Annotated in this window: 23 protein-coding genes; 10 read left to right on the top strand and 13 right to left on the bottom strand. The window is 70.0% G+C overall.

Annotation, left to right across the window (positions count from 1 at the left end):
• The first annotated feature begins 57 nt into the window (after positions 1 to 57).
• Both T8T98_RS10225 and T8T98_RS10220 read left to right on the top strand, forming a co-directional pair.
• A complete protein-coding gene (locus tag T8T98_RS10225) occupies positions 58 to 522 on the top strand; it encodes a peptidylprolyl isomerase (RefSeq protein WP_160733704.1) in 465 nt (154 codons plus the stop codon).
• A gap of 5 nt (positions 523 to 527) precedes the next feature.
• Entirely contained in the window at positions 528 to 1,493 is a 966-nt protein-coding gene (locus tag T8T98_RS10220; protein ID WP_251105260.1) for a lipase family protein, read from the top strand.
• 72 nt (positions 1,494 to 1,565) lie between these two features.
• On the opposite strand, the gene T8T98_RS10215 is transcribed toward T8T98_RS10220, so the two are convergent.
• From T8T98_RS10215 to T8T98_RS10200, 4 genes are read right to left on the bottom strand one after another with little or no spacing between them, the layout of a single operon-like run.
• On the bottom strand, positions 1,566 to 2,405 hold the full coding sequence (locus tag T8T98_RS10215) for a LysR family transcriptional regulator (RefSeq protein WP_251105964.1): 840 nt from the start codon (positions 2,403 to 2,405) through the stop codon (positions 1,566 to 1,568).
• A 50-nt stretch (positions 2,406 to 2,455) separates the two neighbouring features.
• Positions 2,456 to 3,373: a hemolysin family protein gene (locus T8T98_RS10210; protein ID WP_160733701.1), complete on the bottom strand. Its 918-nt coding sequence runs from the start codon at positions 3,371 to 3,373 to the stop codon at positions 2,456 to 2,458.
• Positions 3,374 to 3,378: 5 nt separating this feature from the next.
• Positions 3,379 to 3,882, bottom strand: coding sequence for an rRNA maturation RNase YbeY (gene ybeY, locus T8T98_RS10205; RefSeq protein WP_251105261.1), 504 nt, complete (start codon positions 3,880 to 3,882; stop codon positions 3,379 to 3,381).
• A gap of 55 nt (positions 3,883 to 3,937) precedes the next feature.
• Positions 3,938 to 4,966, bottom strand: a complete 1,029-nt coding sequence (locus T8T98_RS10200; protein WP_160733699.1) for a PhoH family protein — start codon at positions 4,964 to 4,966, stop codon at positions 3,938 to 3,940.
• Positions 4,967 to 5,186: 220 nt separating this feature from the next.
• On the opposite strand from T8T98_RS10200, the gene T8T98_RS10195 reads away from it, so the two are divergent.
• Complete coding sequence (locus tag T8T98_RS10195) at positions 5,187 to 6,137, top strand: hypothetical protein (protein WP_251105262.1); 951 nt, start codon at positions 5,187 to 5,189, stop codon at positions 6,135 to 6,137.
• On the opposite strand, the gene miaB is transcribed toward T8T98_RS10195, so the two are convergent.
• The 8 genes from miaB to T8T98_RS10155 all read right to left on the bottom strand — a co-directional run bounded on the left by miaB (position 6,110) and on the right by T8T98_RS10155 (position 11,877).
• Positions 6,110 to 7,462 (bottom strand): tRNA (N6-isopentenyl adenosine(37)-C2)-methylthiotransferase MiaB, encoded by a 1,353-nt coding sequence (gene miaB, locus T8T98_RS10190; RefSeq protein ID WP_160733697.1) that lies wholly within the window; start codon positions 7,460 to 7,462, stop codon positions 6,110 to 6,112. The genes T8T98_RS10195 and miaB overlap by 28 nt on opposite strands.
• 70 nt (positions 7,463 to 7,532) lie before the next feature.
• Positions 7,533 to 8,381: a lysophospholipid acyltransferase family protein gene (locus T8T98_RS10185; protein WP_251105263.1), complete on the bottom strand. Its 849-nt coding sequence runs from the start codon at positions 8,379 to 8,381 to the stop codon at positions 7,533 to 7,535.
• Complete coding sequence (locus tag T8T98_RS10180; protein WP_251105264.1) at positions 8,381 to 8,812, bottom strand: Fur family transcriptional regulator; 432 nt, start codon at positions 8,810 to 8,812, stop codon at positions 8,381 to 8,383. The genes T8T98_RS10185 and T8T98_RS10180 overlap by 1 nt, the downstream gene beginning before the upstream one ends.
• Before the next feature lie 119 nt (positions 8,813 to 8,931).
• Positions 8,932 to 9,375 (bottom strand): MucR family transcriptional regulator, encoded by a 444-nt coding sequence (locus tag T8T98_RS10175; RefSeq protein WP_160733694.1) that lies wholly within the window; start codon positions 9,373 to 9,375, stop codon positions 8,932 to 8,934.
• Between the two features lie 160 nt (positions 9,376 to 9,535).
• On the bottom strand, positions 9,536 to 9,991 hold the full coding sequence (locus tag T8T98_RS10170; protein ID WP_160733693.1) for a GNAT family N-acetyltransferase: 456 nt from the start codon (positions 9,989 to 9,991) through the stop codon (positions 9,536 to 9,538).
• Positions 9,988 to 10,647 carry a tRNA (adenosine(37)-N6)-threonylcarbamoyltransferase complex dimerization subunit type 1 TsaB gene (gene tsaB, locus T8T98_RS10165; RefSeq protein WP_251105265.1) on the bottom strand — a complete coding sequence of 220 codons (660 nt, stop codon included), beginning with the start codon at positions 10,645 to 10,647 and terminating at the stop codon, positions 9,988 to 9,990. The genes T8T98_RS10170 and tsaB overlap by 4 nt, the downstream gene beginning before the upstream one ends.
• Positions 10,648 to 10,656: 9 nt before the next feature.
• Positions 10,657 to 11,277: a malonic semialdehyde reductase gene (locus tag T8T98_RS10160; protein ID WP_251105266.1), complete on the bottom strand. Its 621-nt coding sequence runs from the start codon at positions 11,275 to 11,277 to the stop codon at positions 10,657 to 10,659.
• A gap of 21 nt (positions 11,278 to 11,298) precedes the next feature.
• Positions 11,299 to 11,877: a NifU family protein gene (locus T8T98_RS10155; protein WP_251105267.1), complete on the bottom strand. Its 579-nt coding sequence runs from the start codon at positions 11,875 to 11,877 to the stop codon at positions 11,299 to 11,301.
• A gap of 99 nt (positions 11,878 to 11,976) precedes the next feature.
• On the opposite strand from T8T98_RS10155, the gene T8T98_RS10150 reads away from it, so the two are divergent.
• The 5 genes from T8T98_RS10150 (at position 11,977) to T8T98_RS10130 (ending at position 20,689) form a co-directional block, all read left to right on the top strand.
• Positions 11,977 to 14,955 carry a M16 family metallopeptidase gene (locus T8T98_RS10150; protein WP_251105268.1) on the top strand — a complete coding sequence of 993 codons (2,979 nt, stop codon included), beginning with the start codon at positions 11,977 to 11,979 and terminating at the stop codon, positions 14,953 to 14,955.
• A gap of 113 nt (positions 14,956 to 15,068) precedes the next feature.
• Positions 15,069 to 16,442, top strand: coding sequence for a class II 3-deoxy-7-phosphoheptulonate synthase (locus tag T8T98_RS10145; RefSeq protein ID WP_251105269.1), 1,374 nt, complete (start codon positions 15,069 to 15,071; stop codon positions 16,440 to 16,442).
• Between the two features lie 1,206 nt (positions 16,443 to 17,648).
• On the top strand, positions 17,649 to 18,977 hold the full coding sequence (gene egtB / locus T8T98_RS10140) for an ergothioneine biosynthesis protein EgtB (protein WP_407675025.1): 1,329 nt from the start codon (positions 17,649 to 17,651) through the stop codon (positions 18,975 to 18,977).
• Complete coding sequence (gene egtD, locus T8T98_RS10135) at positions 18,977 to 19,963, top strand: L-histidine N(alpha)-methyltransferase (RefSeq protein WP_160733200.1); 987 nt, start codon at positions 18,977 to 18,979, stop codon at positions 19,961 to 19,963. Before egtB ends, egtD begins: the two co-directional genes overlap by 1 nt.
• Positions 19,964 to 20,014: 51 nt before the next feature.
• Positions 20,015 to 20,689 (top strand): retropepsin-like aspartic protease family protein, encoded by a 675-nt coding sequence (locus T8T98_RS10130; protein ID WP_251105270.1) that lies wholly within the window; start codon positions 20,015 to 20,017, stop codon positions 20,687 to 20,689.
• A gap of 33 nt (positions 20,690 to 20,722) precedes the next feature.
• Here the strand turns inward: T8T98_RS10130 and T8T98_RS10125 are convergent, their stop codons facing one another.
• Positions 20,723 to 21,103, bottom strand: a complete 381-nt coding sequence (locus tag T8T98_RS10125; RefSeq protein WP_251105271.1) for a MerC domain-containing protein — start codon at positions 21,101 to 21,103, stop codon at positions 20,723 to 20,725.
• 208 nt (positions 21,104 to 21,311) lie between these two features.
• Here T8T98_RS10125 and ggt point away from each other — a divergent pair, with 208 nt between their 5' ends.
• The gene (gene ggt, locus T8T98_RS10120) at positions 21,312 to 23,087 is read left to right on the top strand and encodes a gamma-glutamyltransferase (protein WP_251105272.1); all 1,776 of its coding nucleotides are present in this window, start codon (positions 21,312 to 21,314) and stop codon (positions 23,085 to 23,087) included.
• Positions 23,084 to 24,298, top strand: coding sequence for an FAD-dependent oxidoreductase (locus tag T8T98_RS10115; protein WP_251105273.1), 1,215 nt, complete (start codon positions 23,084 to 23,086; stop codon positions 24,296 to 24,298). The genes ggt and T8T98_RS10115 overlap by 4 nt, the downstream gene beginning before the upstream one ends.
• Positions 24,299 to 24,304: the final 6 nt, after the last annotated feature.

Here is a 24,304-nt window from a genome sequence, read left to right as displayed (position 1 = left end):
ACATTGCGCGCCAGCGGCCTATACCGGCGCTGAATTCGAACAGGAGACAGTTTCGCCATGACCGATCAGACGCTTACCTTCACGCTCGACACCGGCGACGGGGAGGGCGGCGATGTCGTGATCAAGCTGCGCCCCGACCTGGCACCGGGACATGTCGAACGCATTACCGAGCTGGCGAAGGAAGGGTTTTACGACGGGGTCGTGTTCCACCGCGTGATCCCCGGCTTCATGGCGCAGGGCGGCGATCCGACCGGCACCGGCATGGGCGGCAGCGACCGGCCCGACCTGAAGGCGGAGTTCAACAGCGAACCGCACGTGCGCGGAACCTGCTCGATGGCGCGGACCCAGGTGCCCGACAGCGCGAACAGCCAGTTCTTCATCTGCTTCGACGATGCCCATTTCCTCGACGGGCAATATACCGTCTGGGGCCAGGTCGAGAGCGGGATGGAACACGTCGATGCCCTGCCCAAGGGCGAGCCGCCGCGCGCGCCGGGCAAGATCGTCAAGGCCACGGTGAGCTGACCGCGGTGGCCCGTTTCCTGCGGGCCCTGGTGGCCGTGGGCGCGGCGGCGATGCTGCCCGCCTGCGCCACCGACCTGACGCAGGCCCGCGCGCCCTGCGTCTACGAGCCGGGCGGCTGGTGCGGCTTCACCCGCGCCATGGCGGAAGAGAGCTGGGCCTATGCCCAGCTCGCCAACAACAGCTACAAGGACGACGAGGAATTTCCCCGGCCCCCCGCCGGGTTTCGGCAGGCCGGCCCCGCGCACGAGGGGGAGGCCGGATATGCCTATGTCGTCTACGACCGGTTCGGCCCCGAAGACGACCCCGAAGACGGCCCCGAAGACGGCCCTGAAGACGGCGGGCACGGCGGGGACGCCGGGGGGCAGCGCACCCTGGTCGAGCGGGTGATCGCCTTCCGCGGGACCGAGATGGACAGCTTCGACGACTGGGTCTTCGGCAATATCCGCGCGCAGCACAACGATCGCGGCTGGGACACTTATGCCGAACAGCGCAAGACGCTCGACGCGCAAGGGCTGGACGCGGTGCCGATCACGCTGACCGGCCATTCGCTGGGCGGGGCGATCGCCACTTACGTCGCCCTGCGCGAAGAGCGGGCGCGATCCTACGCCTTCAATCCTTCCCCGCGCTTTTCCGCGCCCGAGACGCCGGCGGGCAACCGGCGGCTGGCGGTTGCCGAGCGGGGGGAGGCGCTGCGCGGCTTGCCGACGGGCAGCGCGATGTTCCTGCAAGACATGCTGGTCGTGAACTGCCGCCCGCGCGGCGCGCCGTGGAAAGACCACTCGGTCCGCAAGCTGGCCGAATGCCTGACCTGGATCGCCGCCTATGGCGACCCGGACGCCCTGGCCTCGCTGGACGCGAACGCGATTGCCAAGCCGGCGGTCGAATGCGGCCCGCCGGGCAAGGGCCACCCGGGGGTGGACCCGCCGCCGCAGGGCGTCTGCCGGCACAAGCGGCGGATCGACGAGGACTGAGGCAGCCGGCGGCCCGGCGGCCGCCTTTGTGCAGGGCCGGCCTGCGCGCAGGAAGCCGGTCGGCCGAGGGGCCTAGAGCTCGGCCTTGACCAGCCAGTCGTGGAACAGGCGCACCGGGCGTTCTTCCAGCGCGGCGGGCTTGCACACGAACCAGTAGCTGTACGGGCTTTCGACTTCGGCCCCGAAGAGGTTGGTCAGCCGCCGGTCGGTCGCGCGGCGATAGTGATCGTCGTGCATGATCGCGATGCCCAGCCCCTGGGCCGCCGCCTCGAGGATCAGCTGGCCCGAATCGTAATGGTCGATCGCCGCCGGCTCGAGGTCGTCGAGGTCGAGCGCGCGCTTCCACGCCTCGAAGCTCGCCGGCAGCTCGGTGTGGACGAGGAAGGTCTGCTTCGCCAGCCGTTCGATATCGGGCTCCGTCCCCAGGGTATCGGCCAGTTCCTGGCGGCAGATCGCGTGGACCCGGTTGTAGTCGAGCCGCACCGCGTGGAGCGAACGGTCCGGCCCGCGCGAGAGGATGATCGCCGCGTCGAGCGTGTCGCCCACGCGCGTTTCGAGATGGGGCCCGGTGTCGATGTCGATATGCAGCCGCGGGTGCAGTTCGCGCAGCTCGGTCAGCCGCGGGAACAGCCGCTGGGTGCCGAACAGTGGCAGCACGCCGAGGTGCAGGCGCAGGAGCGAGAGGTTTTCCGACTGCCCTTCGACCGCGCGGGCCAGCGCCTCGAAATGGGGGCTGACCGCCTCGTAGAACTGGTGCCCTTCGTCGGTCAGCTGCATCGCCTGGCGGGCGCGGGTGAACAGCTTCTTGCCGACGAATTCCTCCAGGTTGCCGATCCTGCGCGAGAGGGCCGAGGGGCTGAGGCCGATTTCCTCGGCCGCCGCGCGCGCGGAGCCCAGGCGCACCGTGCGCATGAAGGCTTCCAGCGCGCGCAGCGGCGGCAGGCGGCGGATGGGCTTGGGCATCAGGCTTCGACCGGCATGTCTTCGGGCGGGTGCAGGCGCAGGCGCGTGACATGGGTGGCGTCGCCCGCGGTCACCTCGATCCGCCAGCCGCTGGGATGGCTGACGACCGTCCCCACCGGCGGCACCTGTTCGGCGAGGATGAAGGTCAGCCCGCCCAGGGTATCGACCGATTCCTCGACTTCGGCGAGGCGCGGATCGACCTGTTTGGCCACGTCCTCCAGCTCGGCCCGGGCGTCGCAGTCCCACATGCCTTCGCCGATCGGCACGATCCACTGTTCGGGCGTCTCGTCGTGCTCGTCCTCGATCTCGCCGACGATTTCCTCGACCAGGTCCTCGATCGTGATGATCCCGTCGGTGCCCGAAAACTCGTCCACCACCACCGCGAGGTGGGTGCGCTGCGCGCGCATGTCGGCCAGGACATCGAGCGCGCCGCGCGCCTGGGGCACGTAGAGCGGCTGGCGCATCAGCACGGTCCAGTCGTCGGGCGGGGGCTTGCCCTGCGCGAGATAGGGGAAGACGTCCTTGATGTGGATCATCCCGATCACGTCGTCGAGCGTGTCGCGATAGACCGGCATGCGCGAATGGCCGTTCTCGGAAAAGGTCGCGACCAGCGCGTCCCAGCCGATCGTCGCCTCGACCGCGACGATTTCCCCCCGCGGCACGGCCATGTCGTCGGCATCGTGTTCGCTGAAGTGCAGGATGTTGCGCAGCATCTGGCGTTCGACGAGCGACAGGTCGCCATCGGTGCGGGTGTCGTCCCCCCCGTTGGCGGTTTCCTCGTCCTCGTGCTCGTCGATCGCCTCTTCCAGCTGCGCGCGCAGCGAACGGTCGCCCTCGCTATCGAAGAACCTGCGGATCGCGAGCCACAGCCCGCTTCTACTGTCCACATCTCCGGCTGAATTTTCGGAATCGGGCATGGCCCTCAAGCGTGCTCCTGGTTGTCCCGGTCGCCATATGGGTCCGGGAGGCCCAGAATCGCAAGCGCCTTTATTTCCAGCGCCTCCATCGCGTCGGCATCGCGGTCGGAAATCTCGTGGTCGTACCCGGCGAGATGCAGGAACCCGTGGACCAGCAGGTGCGCGGTGTGGTCCTCGGTCGCGATTCCCTTTTCCGCTGCCTCGCGCCGGCAGGTTTCCCAGGCAAGTGCCAGATCGCCCAGCATTTCCGGGCCGCCTTCGGGCGCGAGTCCGGTCAGCTCGTCGCGCAGGAGCATGGGAAAGGACAGGACATTGGTCGGCTTGTCCTTCGTGCGCCATTCGCGGTTCAACCGGCGCATGTCCTCGTCCACGGTGAACAGGACGCTCGCGGTCAGGCGGCGGTTGGCCAGTTCGGGGGCGACCTTTTCCGCCGCCTCCGCCGCGCGATAGGCCAGCTCGGCCCAGTCGTGGGTGCCGGGCCAGCCGTCGATCTCTATGTCGAGGTCCATCAGCGTGCCGCCTTTCCCGCGCGCCGCCCGGTCGCCGGGCCCGGTTGCCGCGCGCTCATTCGGCCGGGCCCTCGTAAGCCTCGACGATCCGGCCCACGATCGGGTGGCGCACGACATCGGCGGCGGTGAAGCGGCTGACGGCGACCCCCTCGACCCCTTCCAGCCGCGAGACCGCGTCGGCCAGACCGCTGGTCGCGTCGCCGCCGGGGATGTCGACCTGCCGGGGATCGCCGCACACGACCATGCGACTGTTCTGCCCGAAGCGGGTGAGGAACATCTTCATCTGTTCGCGCGTGGTGTTCTGCGCCTCGTCCAGGATCACGAAGGCGTCGGCCAGCGTGCGCCCGCGCATGAAGGCGATCGGGGCGACCTCGATCACGCCCGACATCAGGTGCCGCTCGACCTGTTCGGGGGGCATGCAGTCGTACAGCGCGTCGTAGAGCGGGCGCAGGTAGGGATCGACTTTCTCCTTCATGTCGCCGGGCAGGAAGCCGATCCGCTCGCCCGCCTCGACCGCCGGGCGGCTGAGGATCAGGCGCTGGACATTGCCGGTGATCAGCTGGCTGACGGCCTGGGCCACGGCGAGGTAGGTCTTGCCCGTCCCCGCCGGGCCGAGCGCGAAGATGATCTCGTCCCGCGCGAGCTGGCGCATGTAGGGAATCTGCCCGGCGGAACGGGGCACGATCGTCTTGCGCCGGGTGCGGATCATGATCGGCGGGCCGTCGCTGTCGCCCGAGATGATCCCTTCCAGCGTCGGTTCGTTCGACATTGCGACAAGCGATTCGATGGCTCCGCTGTCGAGCTCCTCCCCGCGGGCGAGGCGGCTGTACATGGCCTGGAGCACGTCGCGCGCGCGGGCGACCGAATCCTCCGGCCCTTCGACCAGGACCTTGTCGCCGCGCGCCGAAATGAACACGCCCAGCCGGTTCTCCACCTGCACGAGGTTGGCGTCGAACTGGCCGAACAGGGGAACGAGCAGCGACTGGTCGTCGAAGCTCAGCTCGGTCCTCGCCCGCCGGATCTCCCGCTGCGGGCTGGGCGGCGGGGAGATCGGCCTGTCGGCGCTATGCGGTTTGCGTCCCATGCAATCCTTTCGTCGCTGCCCCGAATCTAGATGGCAACGCGCGGGAGGCAAGCTCGGTCCCTGCACGCGGCAGTGGATTGTTATCGAACTGTCGCCAAAGTGGCGCGATTATGCCGCGCGGCGGTGGCGCCGGGCGGCCAGCGGCGGTAGAACGGCGCACGGCTGGCCGGCTGTCCAGGCCGGATGCTGTTCAGGCCGGATAGAAGGAAAGGGACCGGGCATGGTCATCGCAGGGTGGGGGCAGGGTGCAGTGGCGGGGATCGTCGCGGTCCTGCTGGCAGGCGGCGACGCCCGGGCGCAGGAAGGGACCGCATCGTCTCCGCCGTCCGGGGAGATCGTGGTCGAGGCCCAGCTGGAGGAGGTGGAGCGCAAGGTCGAGACGCTGACTCGCCGGATCACGCGCCGCCCGCGTACCGACAAGCCGATATCGCGCCGCTATTCCGCCATCTGCGTGGGGGTTCACGGGATGACCGAAAGCTTCGCCCATGTCCTGATCGATCGGGTGGAGGACAATGCGCGCGAGCTGGGCATCCCGGTGCTGGGGCCGGGATGCCAGGTGAACACCCTGATCGCGTTCGCCAGCGATAGCCGGGCGGAGATCGAGCGCCTGCGCAAGGCCGAGCCCTGGCTGTTCGATACCCTGCTCGATTACGAGTACGATCGGATCATGCGCGGCAACGGCGCGGTGCAGGCCTGGCAGGCGACCGAGGTGAAGGGCGCCGACGGCAAGGAATTCGCGACGATGGTGGTCGGGAATCCCCCGCGCGAGGTGCAGATGAACAAGCAGCCGTTCGCGAGCAATATTTCGCAGCAGCTACGGGTGGACATCGAGGGGTCGATCGTCGTTTTCGACAATGCCCACGTGCCCGGCAAGTCGCTGCAGCAACTGGCCGATTACGCCACGATGCGCCTCTTCGCGCCGACCGACGACGTCTCGAAAGGCGATGTCTCGGAAGGCGGCGTCTCGGAAGGCGGTGGGGCGGGCGTGCCGACCATCCTTTCGCTCTTTGCCGAAGCGGGCGACGCGCCCGACGGGCTGACGTCGTTCGACCGGGCCTATCTCGGCGCGCTCTACAAGCTGCCGCCCACCGCGCGCGGGGCGGCGATCCACGACGCGACCTGGTCGGCCTATCGCTCGGCCAATTACGAGGTGGCGGAAACCGCCGACTGAGGCAGCCTGCCGGCGAGCGAGTTGGGGCCCGCTTCGGCGAGCTCGAGGGTCACGAGGTCGCCGATCGCCGCCTCGCCTTCGAACCAGACCGATTGCAGCCAGGGGGACTTGCCCAGCCACTGGCCCGGGTGCTTGCCCCTGCGTTCGACGAGGACCGCGCAGGTCCGGCCGACCGAGGCGCGGTTGAAGGCAAGCTGGTCGCGGTTGAGCGCGGCCTGGAGCCGCTGCAGCCGCTCGTCCATCACCTCGCGCGGGACCTGGCCTTCCATCGCCGCCGCCGGGGTGCCGGGGCGCGGCGAATACTTGAAGCTGAAGGCCTGGGCATAGCCGACCGCGTCGACCAGGTGCAGCGTCTCTTCGAACTCGGCGTCGGTTTCGCCCGGGAAGCCGACGATGAAATCGCCCGACAGCGCCAGGTCGGGCCGCGCGGCGCGGAAGCGTTCGAGCAGGCGGAGGTAGCTTTCGGCCGTGTGGCTGCGGTTCATCGCCTTGAGCACGCGGTCGCTGCCCGCCTGGACCGGCAGGTGGAGAAACGGCATCAGCTTGTCGATCTCGCCATGGGCGGCGATCAGCGCGTCGTCCATGTCTGCCGGGTGGCTGGTGGTGTAGCGGATGCGGGCGAGGCCGTCGATTTCGGCGAGGTCGCGGATCAGCCCGGCCAGCCCGATCGCGCGGCCGCGCGCGTCCTCCCCGCTCCAGGCCGAAACGTTCTGGCCGAGCAGGGTGATTTCGCGCGCGCCGGCCTCGACCAGGCGGTGCGCCTCGGCCACCAGGTCGCCGTAGGGGCGCGAAATTTCCGCGCCGCGGGTATAGGGCACGACGCAGTAGGTGCAGAACTTGTCGCACCCTTCCTGCACCGTCAGGAACGCGGCCGGCGGGCTGGTGCGCCGGGCGGGAAGGGCATCGAACTTGGCGATCGGCGGCATGTCGGTATCGGTCGCGCGCTCGCCGGCGACCGCGCGGTCGATCATCGCGGGCAGGCGGTGGTAGGCCTGGGGGCCGACGACCATGCTCACCGCCGGGGCGCGGGCCATGATCTCCTCGCCTTCGGCCTGGGCGACGCAGCCGGCGACCGCGATCATCGGCTTGCGCCCGCGCGCCTCGCCCGCCTTGGCCAGGCGGCCGATGTCGGAATAGACCTTCTCCGCCGCCTTCTCGCGGATATGGCAGGTGTTGAGCACGACGAGGTCCGCCTCCTCGCCCTCGGGCGCGGGGGCGATCCCTTTCGCGGCCAGCAGCTCGGCCATGCGCTCGCCGTCGTAGACGTTCATCTGGCAGCCGAAGCTCTTGACCCTGTAGGTCCGGGGAGGGGCACTCTGTCGCATGGCGCGCGCCTATAGCCGAGGTGAGGGCGGTTTGAAACTCCCGCGCGGGAGGGGGCGGGCGGCAGGGCGCCTAGTCGCGCGGCGCGTGGTAGCGCACGGGCACGACGTCGTGGGCAAAGGGGCGCAGCGGCTCGCCCAGCGTGGTCAGCAGCGCGGCCTCGATCGCGGCCCGGGCGCGCGCGCCGATCGCCTTGCGACCGCGGAATTCCTCGGGGCTGAAGGGTTCGAGGAAATGGAGCCGGACCGTGAAGGTCCCCTTGCGCGCGAGCACGCGGCGCGCATTGTTCAGCCCGCCTTCGTCGCCGATCCAGCCGATCTCTTCCGCCACCGGGCCGTAATCGACCAGGACCGGCTGGACGAGGACGCCGGGCGGCGGCGGTTCGAGGACCGAGAGCATCGAGGTCTTGAACGGCAGGAGCGAGCGCCCGTCGGTGGTGGTCCCTTCGGGAAAGACGGTGATCGACCAGTTGTCCTGCAGCGCCTCGCGCAGGGCGTTGATCTGTTCGGCGACGCCGAGCCGGTTCTCGCGCTCCACGAAGACGGTGCGGTTGAGCCGGCTGAGCCAGCCGACCACCGGGGCGCGGCCAAGTTCCGCCTTGGCGACGAAGGCCGTCCCGCTCGCGCCCGCCAGCGCGAGGATGTCGATCCACGATACGTGGTTGGCGATGAAGAACACGTCGCGGCGCAGCGGGACGCCGATCCGTTCGACCCGCGCGCCGGCGATCCGCGCGGCGAGGCCCAGGAACAGGCGCGGGAAGGGGGAGCCATAGGCGAACAGGCGATAGAGGTAATGCAGCGGGACGCAGACGAGCAGCGCCACCAGCAGCGCCGCCAGCCGCAGCGCAAAGCGCAGCCAGCCGGCGAACGAGATCGGTGTGCTTTCCCCGCGTGCCGCCGCCTCGCGCAGCGCGCGGTCCATCAGTCGGCCTTGTCGCCGCGGTCCAGCTTGACGCCGTAGAGTTCCATCCGGTGATCGACGAGGCGATAGCCCAGCCGTTCGGCGATGACTTTCTGCAGCGCCTCCAGCTCGGGATCGACGAATTCGACCACCTTGCCGCTTTCCACGTCGATCAGGTGATCGTGGTGCGCCTCGGGCGCGGCCTCGTAGCGGGCGCGTCCGTCGCCGAAATCGTGCCGGTCGAGGATGCCGGCTTCCTCGAACAGGCGCACGGTGCGATAGACGGTGGCGATCGAGATCTTCGAATCGATTGCCGAGGCGCGCTGGTGCAGCTGCTCGACGTCGGGGTGGTCGTCGCTCTCGGAAAGAACGCGCGCGATGACGCGGCGCTGTTCGGTGATGCGCAGCCCGCGGTCGGCGCACAGTTGTTCGAGGTCGATCCGCTGGGACACTGGCTACCCTATGACAGAAAACAAGAAACGCCCGGTTGCCTTAACGGCACCGGGCGTTCTTCTCAAGCTCCCGCTCGGGCGCCCTTACGAGCGTCTGTCCGGGCGCCTGGCGCAGGGCCTTATTCGGCGTCCTTCTTGCGCCGGCCGCGCTTCTGGCCGGGCTTGCGGCCGAGGCCGATCTTCTTGGCCAGTTCGCGCCGCTTCTCGGCATAGTTGGGCGCGACCATCGGGTAGTCGGCGGGCAGGTTCCAGCGCGCGCGGTATTCTTCCGGCGACATGTCGTAATTCGTCCGCAAGTAACGCTTGAGCATTTTCAGCTTCTTGCCGTCTTCGAGGCAGACGATGTAATCCGGCTTGACCGAGGCGCGCACCGACACCGCCGGTTCGGGCGGGGTCTCTTCCTGCGTCTCGCCGCCGCCGAGCCCGGCCAGCGCGCCGTAGACGTTGGAGATCAGCGAGGGCACTTCGTCCACGGATACGCTGTTGTTGCTGACATGCGCTGCGACGATGTCCGACGTCAGCGTGATGAGCGTTTCCGCCATGTCGTTTTCGATGTTGTCCATATTTTCCTCACACAGGCCAGCTGGCCGAAATTGTATTTCTACAACCCGTGGACTTTTACCACGGTGCGCCCTTGAACGAGCAAGTGCAACATTTCAATAACATTTCAAGGGGCCTGCTGCACGTGCCCATGACAAATCTTGGGTCGTCCTGAATCAAAGGTTATAGTTTACAGCCGAACGTAATCGCATCGAGAAACCGCCCGTCGGGCAGGCGGTAATAGGATGAACGCCGCCCGATCGGCTCGAACCCCATCTGCCTGTAAAGCCCCTCCGCCGGGTTGTTGTGCCGCATTTCGAGAAACATCCTTTCCGCCCCGCGTTCCCGCGCGGCGTCGAGCGCGCGGCGCAGCAGCGCCCGGCCGACCCCGCGCCCGCGCCATTCGGGGCGCACCGCGATCAGCAGCAGTTCTTCCTCCCCCGGCGCGTGGCGGGTGAGGGTGAAGCCGGCCGCCGGCGCGCCCGGCGCGGGCAGGCCGCCGCGCGCGTCGGCCAGGGCATAATGGGTCGAGGGCAGGGCCAGCGAGTCGCCGACCTGGCGCCGCGTCCAGGCCTCCGCCCAGGCCGGGTCGAAGGCGGCGTCCATCACCGCCATGATCCGGTCCAGATCGTCGTTCATCCGCGCGCCCCTGCATGGCTCTTTCCGCCGTGGCCGCCCTTTCCCGCCGGTGCGGGGCGCGCGTCGGGCGGGCGGCCATAGGCGGGGCGAATGGTCGCCTCGAGCGCGGCCGCCGGGATCGCCAGCGCATGGCGCGCATCGGGATGGAGCGGCAGGGCCTGGCCGTGCCCGCGCAGGGCGACGAATTCCTCGGCCCGCGTCCCGCCGACCAGATCGGCGTCCAGCGCGCGCGCGGCCTCGTCCGGCACCAGCGAGCGCGCCTCGCCGCGCGGCAGGCCGTCGGGGCCGAAGGACTGGACGAACCATTCGCCGTGCCCGCCGACCGTGCAGGCGCCGACCGCGCGGCCGGGGTGCTGCGCGCGGACCATGGCCGCGACCAGCGCGAGCGTGGGATAGCCGGCGATCGCGGCGCCCCAGGCATAGGCGAGCGCGCGGGCGGTGGCGATGCCGATCCGGACCCCGGTGAAGCTGCCGGGGCCGAGCGAGACGAGGATCCGCGCTGCCTTGCCGCGATCGGGCAGGTCGGCGATCATCGGCACCAGCCGTTCGGCATGGCCGCGCCCCAGCACGCGGTGATCGTGCGCGAGCAGGTCGTCGCCTGCGAAAAGCGCGACCGAACAGGCTTCGGTCGCGCATTCGATCGCCAGGGTCCGCATGGCCGGCCGTCAGGCGATGGTGCAGAACGTCTCGAAATCGGGGCGCGGGCTGCGGTCGAAGATCGTCGACGCGTCGCCATAGCCGATTCCGCAGATGAAGTTGCTGCGAACGCGCGGGCCGAACTTGGGATCGTCGGCGAAGAAGGCCTTGTCCACCGCCGCGTTGTCGAACCCCGACATCGGCCCGCAATCGAGGCCCAGCGCCCGCGCGGCGAGCATCAGGTAGGCCCCCTGGAGCGAGGAATTGCGGAAGGCGTGGCTGCGCCGGCCGTCCTCGTCCCCTTCGAACCAGCTTTTCGCATCGGTATGCGGGAACAGCCAGGGCAGGTTCTCGTGGAAATCGATGTCGTAACCGACGATCGCGACGACCGGCGCGGTCTCGATCTTCTCGCGGTTGCCTTCCATCGCCAGCGCCGAAAGCTTCTCGCGCGCTTCGGCCGATCTGGCCCAGACGATCCGCGCGGGCTGCATGTTGGCCGAAGTCGGCCCCATCTTCATCAGCGCGTGGATCGCCTCGATCTGCTCGTCGGACACCGGCTTGTCGAGCCAGCCGTTGTAGCTGCGCGCTTCGCGAAAGAGCTGGTCCAGCGCCTCTTCGGACAGGGCGTGGCCGTGGAATTGCTTGGTCATCGTCATTCCCCGTGGTTGCGGTCAGGCCGCGCGAACCTCGGTCACTTCGGGCACGTAGTGCTTCAGCAGGCCCTCGATCCCGTGCTTGAGCGTCGCGGTCGAGCTGGGGCAGCCCGAACAGGCGCCCTGGAGCTGGAGATAGACGACCCCGTCGCGGAAGCCGCGATACTGGATGTCGCCCCCGTCGCCCGCGACCGCGGGGCGGACGCGGGTTTCGAGCAGCTCGTTGATCTGCGCGACGACGTCGGCGTCGGCCGGGTCTTCCTCCACCAGCATGTCCGCCTCGCCCGGCACGGCGATGCCGCTGGCGTCGCCGCCGGCGAACAGCGGCGCCTCGGACACGAAGTGGTCGAGCAGGATCGAGACGACCTGCGGCTTCAGCGTGCTCCATTCCACCCCGGGGGCGGCGGTCACGGCCACGAAGTCGCTGCCGAAGAAGACATTGGTCACTTCGCCGGTGTCGAAGATCGCCTGGGCCAGCGGGCTCGCCTCGGCCGCCTCGGGCGAGGCGAACTCGCGCGTGCCGGTGGGCATGACCTGCCGGCCGGGCATGAACTTCAGGCTGGCCGGGTTCGGCGTGGTTTCGGTCTCGATGAACATGGGGGCGATGTAGGGGCGGGGCCGGGCATGAACAAGGCCGCCGGGCCGCGCCGCGCGCATTCACTATCCCTTCAGGCCCCCGGCCCCTATAAGCCGGGCATGATTCATCTCCCGCGCGCCGTCCGGCCCCTCGCGCTCCTCCTCCCCCTGGCCCTGTTCGCGCCCGCTGCCTCGGCGCAGGCGCCGGTACCGGCATCGGTGCCGACAGGGGCCCCGCTGGAACGCGAGATCCCCGAATCGCTGCAGACCGGGGACGAGGTGCCGTGGATCTATCGCGGCAGCGACGTCCCGCGCGACGAGGAATGGCTGTTCGGCGAAATGGACAACGGCCTGCGCTACGCCGTGCGCCGCAACGGCGTGCCGCCGCGCCAGGTCTCGATCCGCATCCGCATCGACGCCGGATCGCTGCACGAGCGCGACGACGAGCGCGGCTTCGCCCACCTGATGGAGCACCTGAGCTTCCGCGAGAGCAAGTATCTCGGCCCGGCCATGGCGATCCCGACCTGGCAGCGGCTGGGCGCGACCTTCGGCAGCGACACCAATGCCGAGACGACGCCGACCCACACGGTCTACAAGCTCGACCTGCCCAACGCCACGCCGGAAGCGCTGGAGGAAAGCTTCAAGCTGCTTTCGGGCATGATGCGCGAGCCGGTGCTGACCGAGGCGAACCTCGCCGCCGAAGTGCCGATCGTCCTCGCCGAGAAGCGCGAGCGCGGCGGCGCGGCCGAGCGGGTGGTCGAGGGGACGCGCAAGACGCTGTTCGCCGGCCAGCCGCTGGCGGAACGGATGCCGATCGGGACCGAGGCGACGCTGACCGGCGCGACGGCCGAGGCGATGCAGGCCTTCCACGCGCGCTGGTACCGGCCCGAAAACACCGTGATCGTCGCCGCCGGCGACGTCGATCCGATCCGCCTGGCGCAGCTGGTGGAAGAATGGTTCGGCGACTGGCAGGGCGAGGGTCCGCACGTCGAGGCGCCGAGCTTCGGCGACCCGGTCCCGCCGCCCGGCGCGACGGGGAAGAACCCGGTCGGCGAAACCGCGGTCCTGGTCGAACCCGACATGCCGCGCACGCTGACCTACGCGATCATGCGCCCCTGGCGCCAGGTCGATGACACGATCGTCTACAACGAAGGGCTGCTGACCGACGCGCTGGCCCAGGCCCTGATCAACCGCCGGCTGGAGGCGCGGGCGCGCGCCGGCGGGTCCTATCTCTACGCCCAGGTCCAGCAGGACGACGTCAGCCGCTCGACCGACGCGACGTTCGTCACCGTCGCGCCGCTTTCGGGCGACTGGCAGGCGGCGGTGGCCGACGTTCGCGCGGTGATCGCCGACGCGCTCGCCACGCCGCCTTCGGAAGAGGAAATCGCGCGCGAAGTGGCCGAGTTCGACGTGGTCTTCGCCAGCATGGTGGAACAGCGCGCGGTCATGGCCGGTTCCAAGCTGGCCGACGACATCGTCAACGCGGTCGATATCCGCGAGACGGTGGCCGCGCCCGAAACCGTGCTGACCGTGTTTCGCGGGATGCGCGACAAGCTGACCCCGGCCGCGGTGCTCGAACACACCCGCGCGCTGTTCGACGGCGACGTCGTGCGCGCCGTCTATGTCACCCCGGCCCGGGGGGAAGCCGACGCCGCGGCCATCCGCGCCGCGCTGGCGCGCGATGTCGCGCCCGATTCCAGCGCGCGGCTCGACGCGACGCCGATCGCGTTCGAGGACATGCCCGCGATCGGCGATCCGGGGCAGGTTGCCAGCGTCGAGCCGCTCGGCCTGCTGGGGATCGAGCGGGTCGAGCTCGACAACGGCGTCACCGCGATCCTGTGGGCGAACGAGGCCGAACCGGGCCGCGTCGCCGTGCGCGTGCGCTTCGGCGCCGGGATGCGCGCCTTCGACGCAGGCGACGCGGTCTATCGCGAGCTGGGCGAGCGGGCGCTGGTCCAGTCGGGCCTCGCCGACCTGGGGCAGGAGGAGCTGGACCGCATTTCCACCGGGCGCAAGATGGCGTTCGATTTCGGGATCGAGGAATCGGTGTTCACCTTCGCCGCGCAGACGCGCAAGGCGGACCTCGACGACCAGCTCTATCTCTTCGCCGCCAAGCTGGCGATGCCGCGGTGGGACGAGAACCCGGTGATGCGGGCCAAGGCGGCCGCGCGGCTGGCCTATGAAAGCCTCGCCACCAGCCCGGGCTCCGTGCTCGGCCGCGACCTCGAGTATTACCTGCGCGACCGCGATCCGCGCTATGCCACGCCGGACCTCGCGACGCTCGAACAGGCGACGCCCGAAGGCTTCCGCGCGGTGTGGGAGCCGCTGCTGGCCCAGGGGCCGGTCGAAGTCGCGATCTTCGGCGAGTTCGACCGCGAGGCGACGCTGGAAGCGCTGCGGCGCACGTTCGGCGCGCTGCCGCCGCGCACCCCGATCCCGGCCGAGGTTGCCGCGCGCACGCCCGATTTCCCCGCCCCTTCGGCGGACACGGTCGTGCTGCACCATCGCGGCGATGCCAACCAGGCGGCGGCGGTGATCGCCTGGCCGACCGGCGGCGGGGTCGAGCGGCTGCCCGAATCGCGCCAGCTTGAAATCCTCGCCAACCTGTTCAGCAACCGCCTGATCGATGCGATGCGCGAACGCGCCGGGGCCAGCTATGCCCCGCAGGTGACCAATTCCTGGCCCACCGACCTTGCCGACGGCGGCCGCATCGCCGCGATCGCGCAGCTTCGGCCGGAAGACGTGCCCGCCTTCTTCGCCGCGGCGGACGAGATCGCGAGCGACCTCGTCGCCAACCCGCCGACCGCGGACGAGCTGGCCCGGGTGACCGAGCCGCTGCGCCAGCTGATCAACCGGGCATCGACCGGCAACACGTTCTGGATGTACCAGCTCGAAGGCGCGACCCGCGATCCGCGCCGGGTCGCGCTCGTGCGGTCGCTGCTCAACGATTACACGGTCACCACGCCCGAGGCGATGCAGGCGCTGGCGCGCAAGTATCTCGCCGTGCGGCCCGGTTTCCGCCTCGCGGTGATCCCCGAAGGGCAGGAACTGGTGCGCGGCCCGGCGGCCGCCCCGGCGCAGGCCCCGGCGGGCCGGTAGGGGCGCGCGCGGCGTAGCGCAGCCATCACCGCCCGAAAGTTATTTGCCCTTGCCGCGCGGCCCGCTGTCGCGTTCAATGGCGCTTTCCCTCGATTACGAAAGAGTACGATCACGTGGCGCGCAACTGGACACCCGACAGCTGGAAGTCGCACGAGGCCCGGCACCTGCCGGCCTATGACGACGGGCAGGCGCTCGAATCGGTCGAGGCCACGCTGCGCAGCTATCCCCCGCTCGTCTTCGCCGGGGAAGCGCGCGCGCTGAAGGCCGAGCTGGCCGAAGTTGCCCGGGGGCAGGGGTTCCTGATCCAGGGCGGCGACTGCGCGGAAAGCTTTGCCGAGTTCCACCCGAACAACATTCGCGACACCTTCCGCGTGCTGTTGCAGATGGCGGTCGTACTGACGTTCGCGGGCAAGCTGCCGGTGGTGAAAGTGGGCCGCATGGCGGGCCAGTTCGCCAAGCCGCGCAGCGCGCCGACCGAGACCAAGGACGGGCTGACCCTGCCGAGTTACTTCGGCGACAACGTCAACGGGATCGAGTTCACGCCCGAATCGCGGCGCAACGATCCGCAGCGCATGGTGCGCGCCTATTCGCAGGCGGCGGCGACGCTGAACCTGCTGCGCGCCTTCGCCGGCGGCGGCTATGCCAACTTGCGCCAGGTCCACCAGTGGACGCTCGATTTCATGGGCCGCAGCCCGTGGGCGGAAAAGTTCGCCGAAACCGCCGACCGGATCGGCGAGGCGCTCGATTTCATGGAAGCCTGCGGGGTCGATCCGGCCACCGTGCCGCAGCTGCAGGGCACCAGCTTCTACACCAGTCACGAGGCGCTGCTCCTGCCCTACGAGCAGGCGATGACGCGGCAGGATTCGCTGACCGGCGAATGGTACGACACCAGCGCGCACATGGTCTGGATCGGCGACCGGACGCGCTTCGAAGGCAGCGCCCACGTCGAGTTTGCGCGCGGGATCGGCAACCCGCTGGGCCTGAAATGCGGCCCCAGCCTCGAACCCGACGTGCTGCTGGGCCTGCTCGACACGCTCAACCCCGCGCGCGAGCCGGGGCGGATCACGCTGATCAGCCGCTTCGGACACGAGAAGGTCGAATCGGGCCTGCCGCGGCTGGTGCGCGCGGTGGCGCGCGAAGGGCACCCGGTGGTGTGGAGCTGCGACCCGATGCACGGCAACGTGATCAAGTCCGAAAGCGGGTTCAAGACGCGCCCGTTCGACCGGATTCTGAGCGAGGTGAGGGGCTTCTTCGCGGTCCACCGGGCCGAGGGCACCCATGCCGGCGGCATCCATATCGAGATGACCGGGCAGGACGTGACCGAGTGCACCGGCGGCGCGATCGCGATCACCGACGAGGCGCTGGGCGACCGCTACCACACCCATTGCGACCCGCGCCTCAACGCTGCGCAATCGCTCGAACTGGCCTTCCTCCTCGCCGACATGATCCGCATGGAAACCACCGACCGCCAGGCCGACGCCGCCTGAGAGCGATCGGTTCCACCTCCCCGGCAACGTGCGCTCCTGCGAAAAGCAGGAGCCCAGGCCGGCGGGCGCTGGGGCTGCCTCTGGGTTCCTGCTTTCGCAGGAACTCGGGAGGGTTGAGACATCGTCCCAGCAGGCAGGGGGGCGGCACCCTGTTCCCCTCTCCCCGCAACGCGAGCTCCTGCGAAAGCAGGAGCCCAGGATAGCGGGCGCTGTGGCTGGGGCTGGGTTCCTGCTTTCGCAGGAACTCGGGAGGGTTGAGCCATCGTCCCAGCGGGCAGGGAGCGGCATCCCGTTCCCCTCTCCCCGCAACGCGAGCTCCTGCGAAAGCAGGAGTCCAGGATGGCGGGCGCGGGGACTGTGTCTGGGTTCCTGCTTTCGCAGGAACTCGGGAGGGTCGAGCCATCGTCCTGGCAGGCAGGGGGCGGCACCCCGGCCCACTCTCCCCGCAACGCGAGCTCCTGCGAAAGCAGGAGCCCAGGACGGCGGGCGCGGGGGCTGGGGCTGGGTTCCTGCTTTCGCAGGAACTCACGGGTGGAGCATCGTCCCCTTTGGAGGTGCCCACGCCCGGTCATCCGCTGGCGCGTGCGGACGGTTACGCCGGGAGGGAAGGCAAGCGGACGGAACCGGCCGGTGCCGCCTGGGCATCACAGGATTGCCACCTGGGCGTCACAGGGTTGCCTTGGCAACATCCTTGCGAGTGGCGGGAGGGGTTGCCTTCAACCTCCCGCTCGGCCCTTCGAGGGGTGCGAGGCGCGGACAGGGCCAGGGCTCGCGCTTGCCCTGTCCGTTGGAACCAGCGTTCGTGTCGTTCGCGGCGTTGAGGGCCACCGCGAAGAGCGAACCTGGGTTCCCATGTCCTCGCATCCCGGCACAGGGGTGCTTTATCGAGCGGTCACTAGCCCCCCGAGGCACCGGCCGTATGGACGAAGCGGCCAGACGTGACGCGTACACGCTTTGCCCCCGTCGCTGTAGCCAGCCTGGACTGGCCCTCATCACATAACCAAAACGGTTATAAATGTCAAGGGGAATGTGCCGTATAGTTCCTGCGCGATGAACGGGCGCCCCGGCGCCGGCGGCGCGCGGCTTCGCGCCCGGGGGACGCAGGGGAATGGCGGGGCCGCCGGGCACGGGGGTCGGCGCGCCCCCTTTTCTTCGCAACCCAATTGCTCCATCATCGTTTCGGACTGGAAGCGAGAGGAGAGTCCCGTGCCCCAGCCCGAAGCCGTCCGCGCCCCGCAGGGGGCGGGCCTGGCCGACGAATATCGCCGCACGCGCCGGCTGACGGTCGCGCTGGCCGCGCCGCTTTCCGAAGCCGATGCGACGATCCAGTCGATGGAAGACGCCTCGCCCGCGAAGTGGCACCTCGCGCACACGACCTGGTTCTGGGAAACCTTCCTCCTGCGCGACCGGCTGCCCGGCTATCGCCTCCATCGCGAGGACTGGCCCTTCCTGTTCAATTCCTATTACGAGGCCGAGGGCGCGCGGATCGCGCGCGGCGACCGGGGGCTGCTGTCGCGCCCGACCGTGGCCGAGATCGGCCGCTGGCGCGACCATGTCGATGCCGCGATGGCCCCGCTGCTGGACGATCCGGACTGCGCCGCGCTGATCGCGCTGGGCATCGCGCACGAGCAGCAGCACCAGGAGCTGCTGCTGACCGACATCAAGCACGCGCTGTTCCAGAACCCGCTCGGCCCGGCGATGTGGGATCGTGCCGCGTCCAGGGGCGAGGGCCGGGGCGGGCGGCAGGACATGGATAGCGACGGCTGGCACAGCCACCCGGGCGGCATTGCCCTGATCGGGCACGACGGCCGGGGGTTCGCCTTCGACAACGAGGGGCCGCGCCACCGCGTCCTGCTCGAACCGTTCGCGCTCGCCCGCGCGCTGGTCACCAACGGGCAGTGGGACGCCTTCATCGCCGACGGCGGATACCGCGACGCGCGGCTTTGGCTTTCCGACGGGTGGGCCTGGGTGAACGAACACGGCATTCGCGCGCCGCTCTACTGGGGCGAGGGTGAAGCCGGGCGCGGGCGCGAGGGGCAGGCCTTCACCCATTGCGGGTGGCAGGAACGCGATCCGGCCGCGCCGGTCGCGCATATTTCCTATTACGAGGCCGATGCCTTCGCCACCTGGGCCGGCGCGCGCCTGCCGACCGAGTTCGAATGGGAAGCGGTCGCGCGCGGCCAGCATGTCGAGCGTGCGCCGGCGCACGATCCGGCAGGCGGCAACCAGCTCGATCATCCCGACGACTGGGAAGGGGGCGGCGATCGCGCAGGCCCGCCGATCCCGCGCGGGGGCGAGGGCCTGTTCGGCGATTGCTGGCAGTTCACGCGTTCGGCCTATCTCCCCTATCCCCGCTTCGCGCCGTGCGAAGGGGCCGTGGGCGAATACAACGGCAAGTTCATGTCGGGCCAGTTCGTGCTGAAAGGCGCGAGCTGCGCCACCGTGCGCGGCCATTCGCGCGCCAGTTACCGCAATTTCTTCTACCCGCACCAGCGCTGGCAGTTCACCGGCCTGCGGCTTGCAAAGGATATCTGATGGCTGCCGATCCGGGTTTGTCGCTGGTCGATTTCGATAGCGACGGGGTGGACCGCGCCTTTCGCGGCGACGTGCTCGACGGGCTGCGCCAGCCGCAGAAGGCGATCCCCGCGCGCTGGCTCTACGACGATGCCGGGTCCGAGCTGTTCGAGGACATTACCCGGCTGGACGAATACTACCCGACCCGCGCGGAGACCGAGATCCTGCGCCAGCGCGGGGCCGAGTTCGCGCAGGAGATCGGGCCGGGCCGCGCGGTGGTGGAATTCGGCAGCGGCAGCTCGGTCAAGACGCCCCTGCTGCTGGAGGCGATCGCGCCGGCGGCATACGTCCCGCTCGACATTGCCGGCGATTTCCTGCGCGCCGCGGCACGCGACCTGGCGGCCAAGTTTCCCGGCCTGCCGGTCCACCCGGTGGAGGCGGATTTCATGCGCAAGGTCGCGCTGCCCGACGCGGTGGAGGGGGACCCCAAGCTGGGCTTCTTCCCCGGTTCGACGATCGGCAACATGGTCCCGCGCACGGCGGTCAACCTGCTGCGCACGATGCGCGCGACGCTGGGGCCGGATTCGAAGCTGCTGATCGGGATGGACCTGATCAAGGACCCGGCCGTGCTCGAGGCGGCATACGACGATGCGGCGGGGGTCACCGCGCAGTTCAACCTCAACCTCGCTCGAAGAATAAATCGCGAGCTGGACGGCACGATTCCGGTCGACGGCCTGCGCCATGTCGCGCGCTGGAACGACGATTTCGCGCGGGTCGAAATGCACCTCGAGGCGCAGCGCGACCTGTCCTTCACCGTCGCTGGCGAGAGCTTCGCGCTCGCGCAGGGGGAGACGATCCATACCGAGAACAGCCACAAGTTCTCGCGCCGCAGCGCCAATGCCCTGCTGCTGGCGGGCGAATGGACGCCGGTGCGCCGCTGGAAGGATTCACAGGGGCGCTTCTCGCTGATCCTGGCCGAGGCGACGATCCCGCGCAGCGCGCCCTGACGCGCGGCCCATCCATGGAACCGGGCGCAGGCAATCCCTATATTGGCTGACGTGGACCTCCAATCCTTCCTCAACGGCGTTGCCGGCGTGATCGCGGACATCCCGCGTTCGGGCCTGCTGATGGCGACCGTCGCCGCGCTCCTGGCCGGCTGGGCCGGGTCGATCATGGCCCGGCGCAACCTCGCGCTCGGCGTCTTCGTGCGCCGCGTCAGCACGCTTGCGCTGATCGGCATTCTCGCGATGCTGGTGCTCCAGCTCTCGCGCTTCGACCCGCGGATAGAGCTGGCCGTTCCGCAGATGGGCCTGCCCCAACAGGTCGTCGAAGGGCAGGAAACGCGCATTCCCCTGGCGGCCGACGGGCATTTCTGGCTCCGCGCCGACGTCAACGGCCAGCCGGTCGCCTTCATGGTCGATACCGGCGCGACGCTGACCGCGGTATCGGCCACCGTGGCCGAGCGGATCGGGCTGGAGCCGCGGCCGGGCGGGATCCCGGTGCGGCTCAACACCGCCAACGGCACGATCTCGGCCCGGATCGCGACGATCGAGGAAATGCGTTTCGGCAATGTCGCGGCGCGCGGCCTCGATGCCGTGATCGCGCCCAACCTGGGCGAGACGAGCGTGGTCGGGATGAACCTGCTCTCGCGGCTCAAGTCGTGGCGGGTGGAGGACAACACGCTGATCCTCGTGCCCAACAACCCCCAGCCCGCGGTCGAGTTCGCTTCCTAGCGCGGCGACGCGCCGGTGCACGGCTGCGCGCCCTCAGGCGTGGCGGGCAAGCCGCCAGTTGAACGCGTGGCCGATCGCGAGCGCGATCGCGCCGGGCACGGTCAGCACGGTCTCCGCCGTCTCGCTCGGCGCGGCGAACGCGCCGAGCGCGAGCAGCGCGAGCCCGACGAGCGCCAGCCCGACCGGCCGCAGCCGGCGATGCCGGCGGTAGCCGCCGATGAGGGCGAAGGCGCTTGCCGGAACGGCGAAGGCGAGCGCGAGGACGTGGAAGCTCTCGGGAAAGGCCAGCCAGGCGCCCAGCGCCGGCAGGAGGACGATCAGCGCGGGGACGAGCAGGCAATGGACCAGGCACACGGCCGAAGCGCCGATGGCGAGCGAATCGAACAGGCGCTGGTGTCGGGGAATGGCGGGCATCCTTGATCGCTTTCGTTGGGGGGAAGGGGGACGGGAAATCATGATATACTGTATCATGTCGGATGTGCAAGATGTCCGGGCGTGCAAGGTGCCCGGCGCGCGCGATCCGCGGCGCGGATAGCTTTCGTCTATGGCCGGCGTAACGGTCACTCTTGGGCCTCGCTTCGCCCGCTCGCCTAGGGTCCGGGGCCCGGAAGCGAGTAGTGCCTTGATCGACCACGCCTTTACCCCCCGAACCCTCTGCGTCCTGCGCAAGACCGCCCTCGCGATGCTCTCGGCATCGGCGCTCGCCGCCTGTGCCGGCACCCCGCCGGCCGAACCCGCGACGGGCGCGGCGCCGGCGATAGCGCCCGCGCGCGAAGCGGTCGTGGTCGCCGCCCACCCGGAGGCAACGCGCGCCGGGATCGCGGTGATCGAGCGCGGCGGCAGCGCGATCGACGCCGCGGTCGCGGTCCAGGCGATGCTGGGGCTGGTCGAACCGCAAAGCTCGGGCATCGGCGGGGGCGCCTTCCTGCTCCATTACGATGCGAAGAGCGGCGACGTCACCGCCTACAACGGGCGCGAGAAAGCGCCTGCCGGCGCGCGGCCCGACATGCTGCTGGGCGAGGACGGCAAGCCCCTGCCGCGCCGCGAGGCGATGCTGGGCGGCCGCGCGAGCGGCGTTCCCGGCGTGCTGGCCATGCTCGAAATGGCCCATGCCGATCACGGCCGCCTGCCCTGGGCCGACGCCTTCCGCGAAACGATCGCCCTTGCGCGCGAAGGCTACCCGCTGACCGGGCGGACCGAGCGCTATGTCCACGGGGATTACCCGCAGTCCGCCGCGCCCGATGTGCGCGCGACGTTCAGCGATGCGCGCGGGCGCCTGCTGCGCGAAGGCGACCGCTTCGCCAACCCGGCCTATGCCGAGACGCTGGCGACGATCGCCGAGGGCGGGGCGGAGGCATTCTATCGCGGCGAGCGGACCGCGGGCGCGATCGTCGAGCGCACGCGCGAGGGTCCGCTGGCGGGCACGATGACCCGCGCCGACCTGGAAAGCTATCGCGCCGAGAAAGTCGAACCGGTCTGCCGGCCCTATCGCCTCTATCTCGTCTGCGTTCCGCCGCCGCCGTCGAGCGGGGTCGCGGTGCTGCAGATCCTCGGCCTGCTCGAAGGGACCGACATCGCCGCGCGCGGGCCGGACGATCCGCAGGCCTGGTTCCTCTTCGCCGAGGCCAGCCGGCTCGCCTATGCCGATCGCGACCGCTACGTCGGCGACCCGGCCTTCGTGCGCGTGCCGGTCGATGCCATGCTCGATCGCGAATACCTCGCCGCGCGCCGCACGCTGATCGGCGACAGGGCCATGCCCGCGCCGGAAGCGGGCACCCTGACGCAGCACGCCCGCGGGCGCGATTCCACCCGCGAGCCGGCGGGCACGTCCCACTTCGTGATTGCCGACGGCGATGGAAACATCGTGTCGATGACGACGACGGTCGAATCCTATTTCGGATCCGGCCGCGCGGTCGCCGGGTTCTTCCTCAACAACCAGTTGACCGACTTCTCCTTCGCACCGGTCGATGAAGAGGGGCGCCCGGCGGCCAACGCCGTCGCAGGGGGCAAGCGGCCGCGATCGTCGATGTCGCCGACGATCGTGCTCGACCGCGACGGGCGCGTCGTCGCCGCGCTCGGTTCGCCCGGGGGCAACGCGATCATCGCCTATGTCGCCAAGACGATCGTCGGCATGGTCGACTGGGGCCTGTCCCCGGCCGATGCGATCGCGCTGCCCAACCTCGTCGCGCGCGGCGATTCCTTCCGCGGGGAGGCGGACAAGTTCTCCCCCGCCGTGCGCGCCGCGCTGGCCGCGCGCGGGGTGACCGTGCGGCCCGGCAGCGGCGAGGAATCGGGGCTCCACGCGATCTTCGCCGATGGCGAGGGCGGCTTTGCCGGCGGGGCCGATCCGCGCCGCGACGGCACGGTCCGGCGGCTGGACGCGAAATCGCCGCGATGACGGTGCCACAATCCGCCATCGTGGTCGGCGCCGGCGTCGTCGGGGTTTCGACCGCCTATGCCCTGGCGCGCAGGGGCCTGGCCGTGACGCTGGTCGAGCGGCACGAGGAACCGGGGATGGAAACCTCGCACGCCAACGGCGCGCAGCTCAGCTATCTCTACACCGATGCGCTCGCCAGCCCGGCGTTGCTGAGCCAGATGCCCAAGCTGGCGCTGGGGCTGGTCCCCGCGTTCCGCATGCGCCGCCGGCTCGATCTCGACTACTTGCGCTGGATCGCCGCCTTCCTGCGCAACTGCACGCGCGAGAGGTTCCGCGCCAATACGCTGGCGACGCTGCACCTCGCGCTCGAATCGCGGGTCGCGATGGAGGAACTGGCCGGCGCCCACCCGCTCGACTTCGGCTATCGCACCGCGGGCAAGATGCACGTCTATCGTTCGCAGCGCGCGTTCGACGCGGCCCGCGCGGTGGCGGAGATGAAGGCCGGGCCGGGCGTGGTCCAGCATGCGCTGTCCCCGTCGGAGGCGTTCGTCATGGAACCGGCGCTGGAACGCGCCGCGCCGGGGATCAGGGGCGTGCTCCATTCGCCGGAGGAGGCGGTCGGCGACCCGCACCGTTTCGCCTGCGCGATGCGCGACCTGCTGGTCGATCGCTATGGCGCCGCGACCCGTTTCGCGCGCACCGTCACCCGCCTGCGGCTGGAAGACGACCGCGCGCTGGCCGTCTGCGCCGATGGAGAGGAGCTGTCGGCCGACATCGCGGTCGATTGCTCCGGCTCGGAAGGCGGGCGCCTGCTGCGCCCCTTCGGCATTCGCCTGCCGATCATGCCGATGAAAGGCTATTCCTTCACCGCCCCGGCGGCGCCGGCATCGCCCAGCATATCGATCACCGATGTCGAGGCGAAGATCGTCTTCACCCGGCTCGGCGGGCAGGTCCGCGTGGCCGGGCTGGCCGACCTTGGCAATTTCGACCGCGCGGTCGATCCGCGGCGCATGGCCGCGCTGGTCGACGGCGCGCGCCGATCCATGCCGCGCGCCGCCGCGTTCGACCGGGCCGGCGCGTTCTGGACCGGCCTGCGCCCGATGACGCCCGACGCGCAGCCGCGCATTGCCCGGCCGCACCCGCGGCTGGCCTACAACCTCGGCCACGGCGTGCTCGGCTGGACCCTGGCGATGGGTTCGGCCGAACGCCTGGCCCGCCTGGTCCTGCGCTGAACGGCA

The sequence above is a fragment of the Pelagerythrobacter marinus genome (assembly GCF_034375205.1).
In the GTDB taxonomy this organism is placed as follows: Bacteria; Pseudomonadota; Alphaproteobacteria; order Sphingomonadales; family Sphingomonadaceae; genus Pelagerythrobacter; species Pelagerythrobacter marinus.
Note: the sequence above shows the minus strand (reverse complement) of the source record. Positions and strands in the feature narration are given on the sequence as shown.

What these genes read in the sequence shown, in the direction of transcription:
- T8T98_RS10225 (WP_160733704.1), top strand. Translation starts at nt 58, where the DNA reads ATGACCGATCAGACGCTTACCTTCACGCTCGACACCGGCGACGGGGAG.
- T8T98_RS10215 (WP_251105964.1), bottom strand. Translation starts at nt 2,405, where the DNA reads ATGCGCACGGTGCGCCTGGGCTCCGCGCGCGCGGCGGCCGAGGAAATC.
- T8T98_RS10210 (WP_160733701.1), bottom strand. Translation starts at nt 3,373, where the DNA reads ATGCCCGATTCCGAAAATTCAGCCGGAGATGTGGACAGTAGAAGCGGG.
- ybeY (WP_251105261.1), bottom strand. Translation starts at nt 3,882, where the DNA reads ATGGACCTCGACATAGAGATCGACGGCTGGCCCGGCACCCACGACTGG.
- T8T98_RS10200 (WP_160733699.1), bottom strand. Translation starts at nt 4,966, where the DNA reads ATGGGACGCAAACCGCATAGCGCCGACAGGCCGATCTCCCCGCCGCCC.
- T8T98_RS10195 (WP_251105262.1), top strand. Translation starts at nt 5,187, where the DNA reads ATGGTCATCGCAGGGTGGGGGCAGGGTGCAGTGGCGGGGATCGTCGCG.
- miaB (WP_160733697.1), bottom strand. Translation starts at nt 7,462, where the DNA reads ATGCGACAGAGTGCCCCTCCCCGGACCTACAGGGTCAAGAGCTTCGGC.
- T8T98_RS10185 (WP_251105263.1), bottom strand. Translation starts at nt 8,381, where the DNA reads ATGGACCGCGCGCTGCGCGAGGCGGCGGCACGCGGGGAAAGCACACCG.
- T8T98_RS10175 (WP_160733694.1), bottom strand. Translation starts at nt 9,375, where the DNA reads ATGGACAACATCGAAAACGACATGGCGGAAACGCTCATCACGCTGACG.
- T8T98_RS10170 (WP_160733693.1), bottom strand. Translation starts at nt 9,991, where the DNA reads ATGAACGACGATCTGGACCGGATCATGGCGGTGATGGACGCCGCCTTC.
- tsaB (WP_251105265.1), bottom strand. Translation starts at nt 10,647, where the DNA reads ATGCGGACCCTGGCGATCGAATGCGCGACCGAAGCCTGTTCGGTCGCG.
- T8T98_RS10160 (WP_251105266.1), bottom strand. Translation starts at nt 11,277, where the DNA reads ATGACCAAGCAATTCCACGGCCACGCCCTGTCCGAAGAGGCGCTGGAC.
- T8T98_RS10155 (WP_251105267.1), bottom strand. Translation starts at nt 11,877, where the DNA reads ATGTTCATCGAGACCGAAACCACGCCGAACCCGGCCAGCCTGAAGTTC.
- T8T98_RS10150 (WP_251105268.1), top strand. Translation starts at nt 11,977, where the DNA reads ATGATTCATCTCCCGCGCGCCGTCCGGCCCCTCGCGCTCCTCCTCCCC.
- egtD (WP_160733200.1), top strand. Translation starts at nt 18,977, where the DNA reads ATGGCTGCCGATCCGGGTTTGTCGCTGGTCGATTTCGATAGCGACGGG.
- T8T98_RS10125 (WP_251105271.1), bottom strand. Translation starts at nt 21,103, where the DNA reads ATGCCCGCCATTCCCCGACACCAGCGCCTGTTCGATTCGCTCGCCATC.
- T8T98_RS10115 (WP_251105273.1), top strand. Translation starts at nt 23,084, where the DNA reads ATGACGGTGCCACAATCCGCCATCGTGGTCGGCGCCGGCGTCGTCGGG.